Raw genomic sequence first — 17,080 nt, 5'->3', positions numbered from 1 at the left:
TCTGAAAAAGGCTTGTTTTGAAAAGTTTAAAATGGAACTTTTTATTGGTTTAAGTGTTTAATATTCAGAGTAAAAGTTAAAGAAATGAACGATCTGGCAGCAAGGGAAAATTTGTACGATAAGCTGGTCCGTCTGGGACTGAGCCGGTCGTGGGCCCGCCGCAAAGTGCGGATGGTACGGCGCCTGCAGGAAGACATGCTAAAGAACCTCGTTTATGTCGTTTTTCAGCGTAAAGATGGGGTAGTGGTTCGCAAATTAGCTACCCTGAATCCGGCGTTCCTACCCGAAGGGAAAACCACGGTCATGCCGCGTCCCGATCATCCGGAGCAGATCATTTTCTGGAGTGTGGGTGACGGTGGATACCGCAGTTTCCTGGCTCAGAATCTTTTGAAAACAGAACAGCCCGAATCTATCGAAGCCCTGGTGGCGGAGCGCATTAAAGGTCGCCGAAACGCTTCGGGCAACTAGGCTGTCAACGTCTAACCACTATCCAGTACCCACCGTATTTTTCGAATTATATCTACAGTAAGAGACTTTCCGCATTTCGCTTCCCTGATCGGTTTATTTCCGGGATAACCTGCCGGCTTTCCGGGATTGTTTTTTCACCCTTCTAATAAAGGCATTCCCGACCTGACGGAATTTTTGAGGATCAGAAAACCAGGGATCGTGGCAGGCTCCATCGAAATAAACGATCTCCGATTGGGGTAAGACCAGGGCGTATTCATTCACCGCGGATAAGTAACGGCAGGGATCCGAGCCGTTCAGGATCAGGGCCGGGAGTTGGATGCGATGCAGGCTGTCCATTACCGGCGCACTTTCCATACTTACCACGGTATGACTTCGGATCGGCCCCCGAAAGGCGTAGACTTCCTTCTCAATGGGCACTTTACGGCGGACCAGATCTCCGTTCTCAGCTATTGCCTCTACCCATTTATGTTCCTGCAGGGGAAATTTTCGAATGACGGGATCGGGCTGTTCTTCGGGGTCCCGGTGCTGCAAGTAGGGGCGGTCCCGGATATCCTTACCTTTTCCCATCCAGGGTACCAGGCCGGAAAGGATCAATCCCTTGATATCCTCCGGGTAATGATAGGCGTAAAGTAGCGCCAGCAGGCTTCCCCAAGAAGAGCCGGCCAGAAAGACTTTTTGGCCGGGGGCGTGTTCCCGGATCATGCGTTTCAGATCACTCATATGGTCTTGCCACAGATAGCGCGATCCCGCTTTGCTCCGGCCACAGCCCCTCTGATCGTAATAAATGATCCGGGCGGACCTTTTCAAAACGTCGAATTCCGGCCGCAGGTAAGTATGTTCCACACCGGGCCCGCCGTGCAGGATGATCACCACTTCGGATCTCCGGCCTAATTCCCAGTAAGCCAGTTGGGGACTTTCCTTAAGATATCCGGTTTGCGCGAAAACCGGTAGCAAAAAGAGCACATTTAAGCTTAACATCAAAGATCTCATGATTCCGATTTTAAGGGTTTATTCTATGCCTGAATTGCAATAGACATGCAGTAGTGGAACCATGTGGCGGAGGTGAAGCTACCTCCCGGATCGGACGATCTTTAAAGATAAGAAAAACGTGCAGTATTTACTTCATACTCCTTCGGATCCTGGAGGCGCATTAGGTTGGGCAAAACAAAGCCCCGGGACTCGTACCATTGCTGTTGAAACGGTATGTCCCGGGGCGTTGAGATAAGAGTACGGCAACTGGCGTCCGTACGGATATTCACAATAAATTATGGTACCGGTGATCAGGGGTACAACAGGTATTTTTCCCGCATTTTTTTATACTCACTGAGGCCGGGTTCCCAACTGGCCCGGATCTCCGCTTCTGAGGCGCCTTCCTGGAGTTGTTTCCGGAACAAACCGTTCCCGATCAGTTTTTCAATAACGCCCATCTGGTTACTCAGGCTCGAATCGAAAAACTTTTCCTTATGCGGATGGGCCTGGTACAATTCCATGATCCACTGGAGGTTGATCTGACCTTTTTGCCGGAGGAGATCGGTATCGTACTCCCGCAGGTCCAGGCCGTAGCATGCCTGGTCCATGAACAGTGGCGTTTCGGCCATGCCCTTGATACCGGTAGGCGTATAGGAAAATTCGTAAATGCCCTTCAGCTCGGGGCTGCCGATCACCGCAAAGGGGGTATAAGTGCCCCGTCCGTGATTAAGGTAGGTCCCTTCAAACATACACATGGAAGGATAAAGCAATACCGATTGCTGGGAATTGAGATTGGGCGAAGGAGGCACCGGTAGGGTATAGGGCATCTCGTGCGTATAATTGGCTACCGGTATGATCTTCAGCGGGCATTTCACCTGATCGGTAAGCCAGCCTTCCCCGTTGGCCATCTGGGCAAATTCGGCAACCGTGAGCCCGTGGGACATCGGTAGGGGAAACATCCCGATCCCCGACTTATACTGCATATCTAGGATCGGACCATCGATCAGATAAGCATTCGGGTTGGGGCGATCCAGGATCAATAGCTCTTTGCCGTTGGCGGCGCAGGCTTCCATCAGCCGCGACAAAGCGTTGATATTGGTATAGAAACGCACCCCAACGTCCTGCAGATCGTAGATCAGTACATCGACATCGGCGAGGTCTTCCGCCGTTGGTTTATTTTTGGAACCGTAGAGGGAAATGATCGGGACGCCGGTCTGGGTATCGATCTCGTCTTTCACCTTGACCCCGGCGCTGGCATTTCCCCGAAAACCGTGCTCCGGGCCAAATACCTTGACTATATTGACGTTCAGGGCCAGCAGACTATCCACGAGGTGGGTCGCTCCGATAATGGAAGTGGGGTTAGCCATAATGGCCACGTTCTTTCCTTCCAGATAGGGTAGGTACCGCTCCGTTTGGTCGGCGCCGGTTAGTATCTTCTTTTCGGGTTCCTGGTGGAGTTCATTATTGGTAGCAACCGGACGGCAGGCGAGCAGGCCGGTTAACAGGATAAGAATTATCCATCGCATAAGCACTAAAGGGTATTTATAGATTTAATAAATCAAACCCTAAAGCTATTCAAAAAAACGATGTACCCGTTAAAAATACATGGCGCGAAGTGATTTGGTTTTGGCGTACTTGTAACAGTCAGAATTCTCCAAACTGCTTCGGTCCGTATAATTTACTGCGTTGGCGGTTGCGATGATTCAGAAAACCCTAAGGGATCCAGTTGTTTTCATCGGTAGCGTAGAGTTGGCCGGTGGAATCTTGAAAGGGACGTGGTATGCGAATCAGGAGTTAAAAGTCCTGTAGGGACGAAATACAGGTAGTCCGTCCAATAATTCGGTAGGCTCAGCGTGCCGTAGGTACGCAATATGGTTTTACAGGGCGTATCTACGGCACCTCAGCCGGGAAATAATTATTTTGCTACCAAAATTTTTGTGCCCAAAGGGACATTAATTCCAGGTTCAATTCCTGATTGGCACAAGGTATCCCCGTTTGCGGCCACTTACTTCATTTGCCGGACGGTGATTTGCTTATCCTCTCCCATAGTCCATTCATCTCCCTGGACTTCGATGACCGATCCGATCTCCACCGCTTTGTATTGCGTGGGATCGCTTAGGTTGGCGGTACTGACCGTGACGAAGTAAGTCTCATTGTCCTCCGTTTTGATCTTAGCCGTATATCCGTCTTTTCCGTTTTGAATACCTTCCACCGTTCCTTTGATGAAATGGTCCGGGGCTTTTTCGGGTGCCGAGCAGGCGTTCAGGGTCAGCATAAATAAACCCAAAGCCGCTAATAATCTGGTCATGCTCATAAAGATCTTCAATTGTTTTCAATGGCTAAATTGCCTGAATAAGAACACCGGCCGGTATCAATTGGATGAACGGGCAATGGTTTTTAGAAAGACCTTAACGATATTTCAATTTTGCAGCGCACCGGTTTTTAATGCTCCAGTAACATGACCGTACCCAGCCCCCCGTCGGCGCATACGCTTACGATCGCTTTCTTCCCTTTTTCCATCCCGGCCAGTTCTTTAACCGCCTGACTGAGAATACGGGCTCCGGTGGCTCCGAATGGGTGACCAATGGAAATGCTGCCGCCGTTGGGATTGAGCCGTTCCCAGGGAAATGGGCCTAGGTTGGAGGAGACACCGGCTTTTTCCAGATGCGCCGGATCCTGAATGAGTTGCACATTCGCGAGTACCTGCGCCCCGAAAGCTTCGTGGATCTCCCAGAGGTCGATATCCGCCAGCTTCAGACCGTGGCGGGCGAGCAGGCGCGGGATGGCGTAGGTCGTCGCCATCAGCAATCCGTCCGCTTCGATGTTTACGGCCGCTTGTTCCCAATCGATCACCTTCACCGCATAACGGGCCTCGGAGAAGCGATCCAGGCCCTTGGCACCCGTTACCCACAATCCGGCGGCCCCGTCCGTAAGCAGGGACGAATTTCCGGCGGTGTGGGTGCCCCGCTCCGTTCGATCGAATACCGGGCGGAGTTTAGCCAGTTTTTCCAGACTGGTATCCTGCCGGGGAATGGTATCCTGGTCCAAACCGTTTACCGGGGTCAGCAGGTCGGTGAAAAAGCCCCGCTCCCGGGCCTGTAGGTAGCGCTGGTGACTTTGCAGGGCGATCTCATCCTGGGGCGCCCTGGCGATTTCCAGACGCTGGGTGGTGATCTCGGAATGCTCGCCCATGCTCAGTCCGGTGCTACGGTTGGATACACTGGGAATGTGCAGGCGGATATCCCGAAATTTCAACCGGCCCAACTGGTTCAGTTTGTCCGAAAAGGATCTGGCCTGGAAGAGGCGCCGTAGCCAGTCGGAAAAATTCTGACTCAGACCGAGTTGCACCCGGCTCATACTTTCAACACCACCCACCAGCGCGACGGTATCTTCACCGACCATGGAGGCGGCTTCCATCGCGGCGAGCATACTGGTGCTGCAGGCCATGATGGTCGTAAAAGCGGGAATACGTTGGTCCAGCCCGGCATCCATTACGACTTCCCGACCGATATTGCTGTAGCCCAGATTGGGCGCGACGGAACCCCAGATCAAAAAATCCGGGCTGAGGGATTGTTCGGTAACCATAGCCCGAACGACGGGCACGGACAACTCGATGGCACCGAGATCCTTAAACGCCGTATCCACTTTGGCGAAGGGGCTTCTGCGTCCGGCGACCAGCCAGACTTCTTTTGCTGATTTTTTCATAATCGTATACATTTATCCGGATCTCAGGATCTCCATTTGCTATACAGCCAGTAGGCGGCCAGTAACCAAAGTAGGATGATCAGACTACCGGCCAGCCAGTTCTTCTTTTTATCGAAGGTGATCGTTTCCGCCATGGCCCGGCATCGATCCATTGTTTCCGCCGGGATAAGTCGGATGGCCAGCGCGATCAGCACCGGAACGATCAGCAGATCGTCGATCCATCCCAAGATCGGAATAAAATCCGGGATCAGGTCGATCGGACTCAGCGCATAGGCTACCGTGAATAAAATGATTAACCTGGCGTACCAGGGTACCAGATTATGGCTGACGGCTACCCGCAGGGCTTTTAATTCCTTTTTTAAGCCCTTTACCCAATTCAGAAATCGTTTTTGTATGGACATCTTGTTCGGTTCTAATGGCGGGAAATAGCCCTGGCTGGTTTATTTCCCGCTTCCTATTGCAACAGGTATTTGGTGGTATTTGATCGATAGATCGGAAAAAGCTAATGGCGGTTTTTATATGGAGGAATTAGCAGCGCTTTTTCGCTTCCGGAAGGAGCGCTGGCCGGCCGAATGATCGTCACGATATCACCATACCGAACATTTATTTCCATTATGGTCTTTTGGGGCGATACTGAGGGGAGGTCTTCAAAATATTCTTTGGTTGACCCTGGTCTGCTGGCAACATAATACGTTGCCTCTATGAAGATGTTAATTTTCATTTTAAATAAGTGATTTCATAGGACATTAAAAACTTATGCTTATATTTATGAAAACGCTTACAAATAAGTGCCTTTTTTCAGAGTATAAATAATTGAAGAACAAGTACTTAATTCATGTAAACGATTACATTTAAACGACATTTTATGGCAAATCTGAAAGATGTAGCGAAGAGAGCGGGCGTTTCGACGGCCACCGTTTCCAGGGTCATCAACGGCGACAGCCGGGTGCAGATGGATACCCAGCATAAGGTTCAGAAAGCCATTAAAGAATTGAACTACCGGCCGAGCCGGGTGGCCCAGCGATTGCGGTCCAAAGGCAAGGAAAGTAAACTGATCGGATTGGTGTTGCCGGACATCGAAAATCCGTTCTACGTGGATATGGTCAAAGGGATCGAACTGGCGGCCTATAACAAGGGCTATTCCGTCATCATCGGCAATTTTTCCCAAAACAAGGCCCGCTCCGAAATGTACATCGACATTCTGAAGGCGGAAGGCGTCAACGGATTCATTGTGGCGCCGGTGAATAACGATGACCAAAAGGTTACGGAACTGGTCAAGTCCGGCTACCAGGTTACCTGTGTGGACCGGGATATTGCCGGGGTAGAAGTAGATGTGGTGAAGGTGAACAATGAGGAAGCGGCATACGGAGCGATCAAACATCTGATCGATCTGGGACACCGGCGGATCGGCCACGTTGGCGGTCAGTGGGATATTCCCACCACCAAAGCCAGACTGGCCGGTTACAAGAGAGCACTGCTGGAAAGTGGCATCCCGGTAGAGGAGGACCTGATCATCACCAGATCCTCCGATTTTCAGAGTGGGGTAGAGTCCACCAATACCTTTCTGGATATGGAACATCCGCCCACGGCCCTGTTTACCGGAAACAATCTGCTGACCCTGGGGGCGCTGCGGGCCATTCACGCCCGGGAACTTCATATCCCCAAGGATATCGCCATCGTCGGTTTTGACGACATGTATTGGTCGGAATCGCTGAATCCGCCGTTAACGGCCGTCCACCAGGACGGTTTCGAAATAGGAAGGAGGGCCACGGAACTCCTGCTCAACCGCATGGTGGAACCCGACCGCCCCTGTATAAAAGTGATCATGGATGCCAAATTGAAGATCCGGAAATCCTGCGGAACGGAATCCCCTTCCGCTGCTAATGATCAGTCATAAGTTTTAAAGGTATGAAAGAACAAATGCAAAAATACCGGGGCGTTATTGTGCCCATGGTTACACCGATAAAGGCAAACGGTCAAATTGACGAAGGTGCCGCTATTAAGATCCTGGCCAACATCACGGATGCCGGTGCTTTTCCTTTCGTATGGGGCACTACCGGAGAGGCAATGTCCTTTTCCGTGGCCCAACGCAAAGAGTTAATGCGGGTAGTGAAAAAGTACGCCGGTGAGGTCGTTACCTACGTCGGTATAACGGCCAACAGCTTTGCGGAAACGGTCGAACTGGCCAACTACGCCCACGAACTGGGTTACGACGCCGTCGTTCCCCATCTGCCGACCTATTATCCGCTGCACGACGCTTTGATGACTCGTTATTTCCTCCAACTGGCCGATAGCACGGAAGCTCCGATCATGCTCTACAATATTCCCATCACAACCGGCATGTCGATCCCCTTACCGGTCATCGAAGAATTGAGCCGGCATCCCCGGATCGTCGGACTTAAGGATTCGGAAATGGGAGAGGAGCGTTTGCAGCAAAACCTCAACCTCTGGAAAGAGCGTGAGGATTTTGCCTTCTTCCTGGGTTGTGCCGCCTACAGTGCGCGCGGGATGTTAGGCGGCGCACAGGGCATTGTGCCCAGTATGGCCAATCTGATTCCCGGCCATTACCAGGCGATCGTCGATTACGCATTGGCCGGAGATCCCGAAATGGCGATCTTGAATCAGCAGATCTGCGACGATGTCTCCAGTTGTTGCCAGAAAGGACGTACCGTGGTGGATGCCATACCCGGCCTGAAATACATGCTCCACCTGGCGGGCTACTGTACGCCGGAAGTGGCTATGCCGATGGCTCCGCCGGATGAAGCGAACCGAAAACTGATCCACCGGGCATTAGTACCGATGATCGAAAAATACAATTTGCCCGTCCGGCTCCAACCGGTGGCGGCGACCTTTGCCTAGTAATTTAAGTAGCGAGGACAGTCACCAACGAGCTGTTCCGGAAAAAACCACTTGTAGCGGAATATGAAAAAACCTGTAATCGGCATAACGATGGGAGATCCCGCGGGGATCGGGCCGGAGATTATTCTCAAGGCCTGCACGGACCCCGAGGTCAGGGCGATCTGCAATCCGGTGGTTATCGGAGAAACGTGGGTATTGGAAGCCAGCAATCAAACGGTCGGTAGCGATTTGGAGATCCGTTCGATCACGAAGATAGCGGAAGCAGATTTCGCCTTCAATATACTGAATGTCTTTGATCTGAATGTGCTGCCGGAAGCCCCGCTGGAATACGGGGTGGTAAAAGCCGAATACGGCAATCTGGCATTTGAAGTCATTCGCAAAACGATTGAACTGGCGATGGAGGGGGAGATCGATGCTACCGTAACGGCTCCGATCCACAAAGAAGCATTAAATCTGGCCGGGCACCAATTTGCCGGGCACACCGAAATATACGCCCACTACACCGATACGGCAAAATACGCCATGATGTTGGCGGAAGAACACTTTCGGATCGTGCATGTCTCTACCCACGTTTCTTTACGACAGGCCTGTGATCTGGTTCGAAAGCCACGGATACTGGAAACGATCGAACTGGCCCACCATGCGTGCCGGCAGTTGGGGATCGAATCTCCCCGGATCGGGGTAGCCGGACTCAATCCCCACGCAAGTGACGGAGGACTGTTCGGCTACGAAGAGACCGAAGAGATCATCCCGGCAGTGAACGAAGCCCTGGAAAAGGGATACCAGGTGGAGGGGCCCCTGCCACCGGACACCATGTACCCCAAAGCGGCGGGTGGATTTTATGATTGCTGTGTGGCCATGTACCACGACCAGGGGCATATCCCCTTCAAAGTGTTGGGCTTCTCCTGGGATAACGATACGAATAAAATGAAAAAGGTAAAAGGGGTGAATATCACCCTGGGTTTACCAATTATCCGGGTTTCGGTAGATCACGGGACCGCCATGGAGATCGCCGGAAAGAACATGGCCAGCCCGGATGCAATGCGGCTTTCTCTGGAGTATGCAGTAAGATTTTGTCAACAAAGAAAACTGGTTGCCTGATGCACATTGTAATAGCGGATGATCTGACTGGTGCAGCCGAAATTGCCGGGGTAGGTCTAAGCCGCGGGCTAAAAGGAGTGGTATCCACCACCGTGGATCCCGGAGCCGGAGCTGATCTCTGGTGTCTGGCTACGGATACGCGCTCCTTTGCCCGGAAGGAGGCCGGTGAAAAGATCGAAGCCTCTACCCGGGAGCTCCATAAACTGCATCCGGATATTTTTTACAAAAAGATCGATTCGGCACTCCGGGGAAACGTCATGCTGGAATGCGATGTCTTTACCAAAACGCAGGGACTGGACCGGGCGATCATCATTCCGGCCAACCCCAGCCTGAACCGGATTGTGAAAGACGGCACCTACTATATCAATGATGTGCCGCTGGCGGACACCAATTTTTTCAGAAGTAAAAAAGGATCATCCCGGCTGCTGGATCTGATCAATCCTGATTTCCGGGATCGCACCCGGGTCATCCGGGAGATATCGGACATTGACGGTCCCGGCTTCTATATCGGTGAAGTAACCAATCACGAGGACCTGTTGAAATGGGCGGCATTGGCGGATCAGGATGTCGCCCTCTGCGGCGGCAGTGATTTTTTTGATGCCCTTTTAGAATACAGGGGGTTGCATCTGGCCGGCAATCCGGAGGAAAAAGTACCCTTCGGAGAACGGCAGCTGCTCATTCTGGGTAGCGCTACTGTGGACAATGAGTTTTTGATCAAGCAGATATCCGATCAGGGATTCAGCGTCTCCAATATGCCCTGGGAAATATTCAATAATGCCAAATTTTCGGCATCAGATATCGAACAGTGGTACGAAGAAATAAAGGTGATCTACGAAAATTCCAAAAAGCTGGTCATCACGATGAGCTACAAGGATCTGCCTTTTGAAGAAAGGCCTCACCTGAAGGTGGCTCTGGGCGATCTCATAATCGCGATGATGAAGCACTCCTCCGTGGATGAACTATTTGTAGAGGGCGGAGCTACTTCCTACGCTATACTGAATAAAATGGAGGCCGACGAACTTTACCCCGTGCAACATCTGGCCAGAGGGGTGACCCGCATGGAACTGGCCAAATATAAACCCCTGAAAATGACGCTTAAACCAGGCAGTTACAAGTGGCCCGATTCCATCTGGCCCCGACTCAAAATATCATTTTAAAATAGGTACAAAAGCAGGACATGCCTAAGCTACATTTGATCGATTATATCATTATCGTTCTTACCCTGGTAATCTCGGTTGGGATAGGAGTATGGTTCTCTGCCCGGCAAACGGATACCAAGCAGTACTTCAAGGCCGGTGGCAATCTGCCGTCCTGGGCGATAGGCCTGTCCATTCTGGCTACCCTGATCAGTAGTGTCACCTTTCTGGCGTATCCCGGTGAGGGTTTTTCCTCGAACTGGATCCTGCTGGTACAGGGGCTGATGGTGCCCATTGTACTGGTGCTGATCATCGGCTTTGTGGTACCCCTATACCGGAAGGTAATCAATCTGAGCGCCTACGAGTATTTCGAAAAACGGTTCGGGCTGTTTGCCCGCATTTACAGTTCCCTGGCTTTCGCGCTGGTACATTTTGCCAAGATGGGTACGGTACTGTATCTGTTGGGGCTGGCCATTTCCAGTCTGATAGGCATAGATACGATCGCCGTCATCTGGGGGCTCGGCATCTGCGTGATCATTCTGACCTTGCTGGGAGGAATTGAAGCGGTCATCTGGCTGGATGTAGTGCAGGGTATTCTACTGATTGTCGGTGGGATCATCACCCTGATCATCCTGATCAGCTCCATCGACGGTGGGATCTCGGAGATCATGCGGGTAGCCTCGGAGAACGGACGTACGGGATTCGGTCCCTACGATCTGGATTTTTACCATCTGACTTTCATCGTCATGGCCCTGAACGGGGTCTTTTACGCTTTGCAGAAATACGGCACAGATCAGACCATTGTCCAGCGCTACCTGACCGCCAAATCTGATAAGGAAGCCATCCGGGCCTCCCTTATTGGGGTATTGCTCAGCGTGCCGGTTTGGGCGCTCTTCATGTTCATCGGTACGGCTTTATTCGTGTACTATCAAACGGCTTCCGCCGGATTGCCGGCAGACATCAAGCCGGATGAGGTATTTCCGTATTTCATTAGTACCAGCTTTCCGGTCGGCCTGGCGGGTTTCGTTATTTCCGCGCTCATCGCGGCGGCGATCTCCAGTCTGGATTCCGACCTCAACTGCCTGTCGGCGGTATATGTCGAAGATTACTACAAACGATTTAAACCGAAAAGTACGGAACGCGATCAAATGCGGGCCGGTCGGATCACAGTGGCCGTTTCGGGTATCCTGGCGCTCCTGGTGGCGACCACTTACGTCACCGCCGGCAATAAAGGGGTACTGGGTATTGTCTTTACGCTTTATGCCATATTCTCCGGGGGCATCGTCGGCATGTTCCTGCTCGGCTTATTCACTACCAAAGCCAATAAACAGGGACTGCTCATTGGGATCATCGCCTGCGTGCTGTTCACGGCCTACGCACTGCTGACCTCCACCCCGATCGGTATTGAGGACAAAAGACTGTTGCTGGATCTGGGCAGTTGGAATTTTGAGCAACACAAGTATATGCTGGGGGTTTACAGCCACCTCCTGGTGTTCGGCGTAGGCTACCTGGCCAGCTTATTTTTCAAAGAACCGGAAGCAGATATAGCACTAACCTATTACGGTCGAAACCGATAACAAAAAACATCTCTATGGAACCTATGACAAAACACAAGGCCAATATATTATTAACAAAACCCATCACAATGGAGAATAATTACATCAAGATCATTCTGATGGCTTGCTGCGTATTATTTGCAAGTCATTTGAATGCCCAGTTCAGGTTCGGGGATAAGCCCAGTATCGGGCAGACCCTGAACGTCGACCCGGTAACCGGGGTCGCCACTTTTTTACTCGACTTCAATACGGATAAACCCAGTAGCTCCTGGTCGGCTGATCCGGAAATTTCCATTAGCTTTCAGAAGTGTCAGACCAACCGGGGTTTCCAGTCCAAGGTATACGAATCGGATGATCCCGCTGCCAGCACCATATTCAACGACGACTTTAAAGTCCGCCGCTGGAACAGCAACGAAAACGCCGTACACATGGCGAGCATCGATTCCATGGAAGCCATTTTCGACAAATGGGCGGAAAAATATGCCGGTACCGAAGATTCTGTGAAAAACACGATCTGGAAGCCGTCCGCCTGTCTGTTCGACGTCAATGGCGATCCGGATAATCAGGCATTTGGTACGCATCCGGGCCAGTACAAGAAGGTCGAATACGGCTATCAATTCAGCTTTTCCGGAACGGCTGTTATCTCGGATATTGAATTTGAACTAGATACTTACGACGCCGGCAACACGGGACAAACGGCCAGCTACGATCTGATCGTCGCCATTGGCAGTGAGAGCAATATTGTGTCTACCATCGAGGACATCTACGTCACCGGTTCTGGTCAAAAAACCGTTAAAGTTGCCGAAGCGATCGGTATGGATTACGCCGAATTCAGCAACCAGAAAGTCTATTTCTGGGTGAGTACCGAAGGTACGGGAACCCCCATTGCCCGGGATAGCTTCGATCCGACCATTGTATTTGATAACATGACCGTTGCCTACCAGCTGCCGGTTTGGGTAAATCCTCCCGCAGGTGCCGTCGGCAATTCCATTCTGGACAATCTGGATGACCCGCTGGTAGCTCCCGAAGGCGTAGCGACTTTGACCTCCATTCACCTGCAGACGACTTCCCGCCTGGGTGAACTGGTGATCACCAACGATCTGCAGGATCCCAGCGTAAAACTGCTGGACTTCCTGGAATCCGGTGCCCTGAAAGCCAACGACGGCTCCGGAAATTACACGGTTGATGTACCCTATACGATCGAACCGGCAATTTATGATGAGTTCGCCGGGCAATGGACCAAAGCCCGGATCACCGTGGGCGCACCGGCCGAAGGGACCATTGATGACGATATGATGCTCTACTTCAACGCCACGCCCCGTTCGGCAGCCCTGGAATTTGCCCGGATCGAACTGGATGCCGGTACCCGGATCTGGTTCGACTACTATATGAAAGGAGATGTGCCGCTCGGTAGCCTGCTCTATGTAGGTGCATTGGGACCGGACAGCCCGATCCCGAGTGATTCCGTCACGATCGATCAACTGGAAGCAGCCGGTTACACAGTGACGCTGATCGATGATAACGACGTAAGCGACGGCGGATACGATTACAGCCCGTACGATGCGGTGGTATTCGGTGAGTCTACGAGCTCCAGCCGCGTGGTAGCTTTTGGTAAAACGGATAATTATCCGATCCCCGCCGTAATCCTGGAGCCGCTGGCTGTACGGGATGACAAATGGGGATGGATCACCGACCGGGCCGATTTCACGGAAAACCGGGACTGCCTGGAAGGGACCAACTCCTTTACCATTCTGGACACAACCCACTACATCACCAGCATCTATAATCAGGGGCAGGTCATCGATTGGACGACCGCCATCTGCGGTATGCCGGAAACCATTGCCGCCTTTGGCTTTGATCTGGATCCGTATGTCGACGGTGCTATGGCCCTGGCCAAAAACAACAGTACGGCGGTGACTACCCCCAACCTGTGGGCCATTCCAGCCGGAACGGCCGTGGAAGGAGGTACCAAAACCACGGACCATAAGATCGTGTTACTCGGTATCCACGAGTTCGGGATCTATGGTAAGGACGATGATATGACGGAGTACGCTACCGAAGATTTCTACACCTTACTGACCCGTTCGGTGGAGTGGGTACTGATGTCCGATCCGGTAGCATCCAAAGGCAACCTGCTTTACGTAGGAGCGCTTGGGCCGGATAATCCCATCCTTAGTGACTCGGTGTCTATCGCTCAGATCGAAGCGGCCGGTTATACCGTAACCCTGGTGGACGACAATGATGTTACCGACGGTGGGTATGATTACAGCCCTTACGATGCGGTCGTATTCGGTGAGTCTACCAGCTCCAGCCGGGTCGTCGCTTTCGGTACGATCGATAATTATCCGATCCCCGCCGTAATCCTGGAGCCGCTGGCCGTACGGGATGACAAATGGGGATGGATCACCGACCGGGCCGATTTCACGGAAAACCGGGATTGTCTGGAAGGAACGAATTCCTTTACCATTCTGGATAATACGCACTATATCACCAGTGAGTTTGAACAAGATCAGGTGATCGACTGGACAACCGCGATCTGCGGTATGCCGGAAACCATTGCTGCCTTTGGTTTTGACCTGGGCAAATATGTAGACGGAGCCATTCCACTGGCTAAGAACAACAGCACGGCCGTAACCACGCCCAATCTCTGGGCGGTACCGACCGGTTCTTCGGTAGAGGGTGGTACCAAAACGACGGAACATAAGATCGTCTTGCTCGGTATCCACGAGTTCGGTATCTACGGCAAGGACGAAGATATGACGGAATACGCAACGGATGATTTCTACACCCTCCTGACCCGCTCTATCGACTGGGTACTGCAGGAAGATGTGGTAGAGCCGGTGGCCAACCTGCTGTATGTAGGCGCCCAGGGCCCGGCCAACGTAGTGCCGAGTGATTCGGTCTCTATCGACCAGCTCGAACAGGCTGGATACGCCGTAACCCTGATCGACGATAACGAAGTAGCTGCCGGAGGGTACGATTACAGCGGATACGACGCCGTAGTATTCGGAGAATCCTGTAGCTCCAGCAATGTGGTGGCCTTCGGAAATACGGATAAATTCCCCATTCCCTGTCTGATGTTCGAACCGCTTTCGGTACGCACGGATAAGTGGGGCTGGGTAGTTAATCCGGACCCGGGTACCTACGGTAACAGCGATTATCCCGGATTCAAGGAAGATCGCGATTGCCAGGAAGGAACTACTTCCCTGCAGATCCTGAATAGTAGCCACTACATCACCAGCGACTACATGCAGGACGAGGTAATTCCCTGGAGCACCGCTACCTGCGGAACACCGGAAACGATATTTGCTTTCGGTTTCAACATCAACCAGGATATGAGCGGCGGTATTCCGCTGGCTAAAAACAATAGCCTCGGTATTGCTGATGCCAACCTTTGGGCCATGCCGGCCGGAACCACTGTTACCGGCGATACCGTTACTACCGAACACCGACTGGTCGTATTCGGCATCCACGAACTGGGTATCTACGGTAAGGATGATGATATGACGGAATACGCAACTCCGGAATTCTACAACCTGATGTTGCGCTCGGTAGAGTGGATCCTCGGGAACGGAGACGACGGTGTAGTTGGAACAGCTGAAAAACCGGAAATTACCCGTAACATCCTGGCTTACCCGAACCCAACCAAAGAGCAGGTAAGACTGCGGTTTGATCTGGAAACTGCCGGAACGGCCAATCTGTATCTGTCGAATATGATGGGACAAAGAATTGAGATCTTCCGTAATCAGCAGTTCTTTACCGGAACGAATGAAGTGGAGGTTGATCTGAGCCGACTCACTCCGGGCGTTTACGTGTACCAGTTGGAAGCGGAAGGAAAAGCCTTCGTCGGAAAACTGATGATCGCCGAATAATGACGCACTTTGAATAATTGAGGCAGAGCGTATAGACACAGTACCGCTTTAGGACCAGTGGGTTTCAATATGCCGGATACTGCTCCCGCCGGGGACTATACGCTCTGCGCTCTAACTGATCCTGAATTTATTATTGAATTTTTTCACTCACAGCAACAGGATCCGGCTGCTTACCCTATGGTGACCGGGTCTCGATTATTAACAATTTAAGCCATAAAAAATGAGAACTTTTACATTCATTCTTACGCTATCTATTTGCATGATCTCCCATGCGCTCGTTTTTGCCCAACTCAATACCGGAACGGGTGTACCATGGGGCGAACTGAGTCCGACCGAGCCATTGGTCCTGGATGAAAATTTCCAGGGATTTGAATTTTTCCATTCGGACGAAAACCCGGATATGGGGAACAGCAGTAACGCCTACGACGAGGCTGGCGGGATCATTTACGGTTATAAGAACGACACGACCATCGTTGATGCCCTGAATGCACCGGGTATTAAGATCGGTTATTACTGCACCCAGTGTGCTTACGCTCCCGACTGGCAAACGGCTTACGCCTATCAGCAGGAGACGGAGAATACGGCTAATGTATCTAACGGTTTTGTAGAAGTGAGTCGGAATTTTCCTTCCGATCCTCCAACCATTGCCGGCGAATTTGTAGTAGACCTGCGGCAACTGGATTTCGTTGAAGTGATCCAGTGGACCCACTCCAGTACGGGAGGTAACAAAAGAGGGGTAATGCTGCAATTTTCTCTGGATGACGGGATGACCTGGGATACCCTGCGCTACCAGCCGGGCGGAGCAGCTTTCGGGGATAGCTTCACCAAAGATCCCACAACCGGTATCAAAACGCCGAACGGTTACCGCGCGGATCCCTCCGCTTTTGGGATGACCTGGGAAGATGGCGTTTATGCAGAAAACGTAATGCTGAAATTCCTGGAGGCCGGCGGTCAGACTCCCCGGATCCACGACCTGAAAGTCTATGCTTCCTTTACACCGATGACGCCGGTGGTTGATCTATACGAGAACGATCTGCGGATCGAGCAGGTCAATCGCCTGATCAACGTATCCGAAATTGCCGATATCGCCGTGTACCACACGAACGGACAACTACTGAAAACTGCCACTAATTCCGATCAGCTCCATCTTACCGAACTGCCATCCGGGCTTTATATAGTCCATGTCCAGTCCGGCAAGAAATTGAAATCTAAAAAAGTCTTTATCCGATAAGGGATTACCGCCGTCACCGTTGCCGAAATTGCCCGGTCAGCGGTGCGCAAGAGCCTGATCACCAGGTTTTTTGGGATTTTTCGACAGCTGGTTTTTAATGAGCTCTGTCTGCTAATCAGGGAAGGGTGAATACCATGATCCACATGATGGTACAGCCCTTCTTATACCAGGTGCGGTTTAAAA

The 17,080-nt window shown here is 51.7% G+C and carries 13 protein-coding genes; 8 read left to right on the top strand and 5 right to left on the bottom strand.

Annotated features, from left to right (window positions below):
* Window positions 1-84: 84 nt before the first annotated feature.
* Window positions 85-468, top strand: coding sequence for an SH3 beta-barrel fold-containing protein (locus tag CRP01_RS32240; protein WP_099154204.1), 384 nt, complete (start codon window positions 85-87; stop codon window positions 466-468).
* A gap of 93 nt (window positions 469-561) precedes the next feature.
* On the opposite strand, the gene CRP01_RS32235 is transcribed toward CRP01_RS32240, so the two are convergent.
* The 5 genes from CRP01_RS32235 to CRP01_RS32215 all read right to left on the bottom strand — a co-directional run bounded on the left by CRP01_RS32235 (window position 562) and on the right by CRP01_RS32215 (window position 5,543).
* A complete protein-coding gene (locus CRP01_RS32235; protein ID WP_099154203.1) occupies window positions 562-1,458 on the bottom strand; it encodes an alpha/beta fold hydrolase in 897 nt (298 codons plus the stop codon).
* Between the two features lie 290 nt (window positions 1,459-1,748).
* A complete protein-coding gene (locus CRP01_RS32230; protein ID WP_099154202.1) occupies window positions 1,749-2,963 on the bottom strand; it encodes an exo-beta-N-acetylmuramidase NamZ family protein in 1,215 nt (404 codons plus the stop codon).
* Window positions 2,964-3,442: 479 nt separating this feature from the next.
* Window positions 3,443-3,745 carry a hypothetical protein gene (locus tag CRP01_RS32225; protein WP_143473621.1) on the bottom strand — a complete coding sequence of 101 codons (303 nt, stop codon included), beginning with the start codon at window positions 3,743-3,745 and terminating at the stop codon, window positions 3,443-3,445.
* A gap of 134 nt (window positions 3,746-3,879) precedes the next feature.
* Entirely contained in the window at window positions 3,880-5,142 is a 1,263-nt protein-coding gene (locus tag CRP01_RS32220; protein WP_099154219.1) for a thiolase family protein, read from the bottom strand.
* 23 nt (window positions 5,143-5,165) lie between these two features.
* Window positions 5,166-5,543, bottom strand: a complete 378-nt coding sequence (locus tag CRP01_RS32215) for a YkvA family protein (RefSeq protein WP_099154200.1) — start codon at window positions 5,541-5,543, stop codon at window positions 5,166-5,168.
* Window positions 5,544-6,007: 464 nt separating this feature from the next.
* Between CRP01_RS32215 and CRP01_RS32205 the strand changes: the two genes are divergently transcribed.
* The 7 genes from CRP01_RS32205 to CRP01_RS32175 all read left to right on the top strand — a co-directional run bounded on the left by CRP01_RS32205 (window position 6,008) and on the right by CRP01_RS32175 (window position 16,897).
* Entirely contained in the window at window positions 6,008-7,039 is a 1,032-nt protein-coding gene (locus tag CRP01_RS32205) for a LacI family DNA-binding transcriptional regulator (RefSeq protein ID WP_099154198.1), read from the top strand.
* Window positions 7,040-7,050: 11 nt separating this feature from the next.
* Complete coding sequence (locus tag CRP01_RS32200) at window positions 7,051-8,001, top strand: dihydrodipicolinate synthase family protein (protein WP_099154197.1); 951 nt, start codon at window positions 7,051-7,053, stop codon at window positions 7,999-8,001.
* 63 nt (window positions 8,002-8,064) lie between these two features.
* The gene (gene pdxA, locus CRP01_RS32195) at window positions 8,065-9,102 is read left to right on the top strand and encodes a 4-hydroxythreonine-4-phosphate dehydrogenase PdxA (RefSeq protein WP_099154196.1); all 1,038 of its coding nucleotides are present in this window, start codon (window positions 8,065-8,067) and stop codon (window positions 9,100-9,102) included.
* A complete protein-coding gene (locus CRP01_RS32190; RefSeq protein ID WP_099154195.1) occupies window positions 9,102-10,259 on the top strand; it encodes a four-carbon acid sugar kinase family protein in 1,158 nt (385 codons plus the stop codon). The genes pdxA and CRP01_RS32190 overlap by 1 nt, the downstream gene beginning before the upstream one ends.
* Window positions 10,260-10,279: 20 nt before the next feature.
* Window positions 10,280-11,815 carry a sodium:solute symporter gene (locus tag CRP01_RS32185; RefSeq protein WP_099154194.1) on the top strand — a complete coding sequence of 512 codons (1,536 nt, stop codon included), beginning with the start codon at window positions 10,280-10,282 and terminating at the stop codon, window positions 11,813-11,815.
* A gap of 68 nt (window positions 11,816-11,883) precedes the next feature.
* Window positions 11,884-15,666, top strand: coding sequence for a T9SS type A sorting domain-containing protein (locus CRP01_RS32180; protein ID WP_170110625.1), 3,783 nt, complete (start codon window positions 11,884-11,886; stop codon window positions 15,664-15,666).
* A 220-nt stretch (window positions 15,667-15,886) separates the two neighbouring features.
* Window positions 15,887-16,897, top strand: coding sequence for a T9SS type A sorting domain-containing protein (locus CRP01_RS32175; protein WP_099154192.1), 1,011 nt, complete (start codon window positions 15,887-15,889; stop codon window positions 16,895-16,897).
* Window positions 16,898-17,080 lie beyond the last annotated feature (183 nt).

Origin of the sequence: Flavilitoribacter nigricans DSM 23189 = NBRC 102662, from assembly GCF_002646595.1 — a bacterium.
In the GTDB taxonomy this organism is placed as follows: domain Bacteria; phylum Bacteroidota; class Bacteroidia; order Chitinophagales; family Saprospiraceae; genus Flavilitoribacter; species Flavilitoribacter nigricans.
This window is presented reverse-complemented; position numbering and strand designations above follow the sequence as displayed.